This is a genomic window from Arhodomonas sp. KWT (assembly GCF_010993615.1).
In genome coordinates this window covers 1-660 of the sequence record NZ_WNXE01000927.1, presented here as the reverse complement: position 1 = coordinate 660, position 660 = coordinate 1, and the positions used below count along the sequence as shown (strand labels likewise).

Sequence of the window (660 nt, the reverse complement as noted above, 5' to 3'; positions counted from 1 at the left end):
CTTCGAGTGGCGCGGCGCCTTCGCCGTGCACACCTGGATCGCCACCAAGCCCGCCGGCGGCGGGCGCTACACCGTCTATCAGGTCACCGGCTGGGGCGGCGGCCGGGTCCACCGCAGTGCCGCCGAGCCGGACCGCGCCTGGTTCGGGGCGCCACCGCGTCTGCTTGCCGATATCCGCGGCCCGCGTGCGGCGGCGTTGATCCCCCGCATCGACGGGGCGGTGGACGACTATCCCTTCCCACACACCTATCGCAGCTGGCCCGGTCCCAACAGCAACACGTTCACCGCGTGGGTGATCCGCCACGTGGACGGGCTGTCGGTGGCCCTGCCGCCCACGGCCCTGGGCAAGGACTACCTCGCCGACGGCGTGCTCGCCCGCGTGCCGAGCGGTAGCGGCTACCAGCTCTCGCTCTACGGCCTCGCCGGCGTAAGCGTCGCCGCGGTGGAAGGGCTGACGGTCAACGTGCTTGGCCTGGAGCTCGGTGTCGCGCCCTGGCCGCCGGCGCTGGTGCTCCCCGGCGTCGGCCGTTTCGGACCGTTCGGGCCTGGCATTCAGCGGCCGCCGCCGGCGGGGGACGCCCAGGCCAGGGCGACGGCGGCGAGCAGGGCGGTCGAGGAGATCGCGAACAGCGCCAGGTAGCTGCCTGTGTGCTCGAATAC

General features: G+C 73.5%; 1 protein-coding gene. It reads left to right on the top strand.

The genetic code is table 11. The features are described 5' to 3' along the window. Positions 1–640 (top strand): DUF3750 domain-containing protein (locus tag G7A99_RS23345; RefSeq protein WP_163144439.1); only part of this gene is annotated, 640 nt, incomplete at its 5' end. Positions 641–660 lie beyond the last annotated feature (20 nt).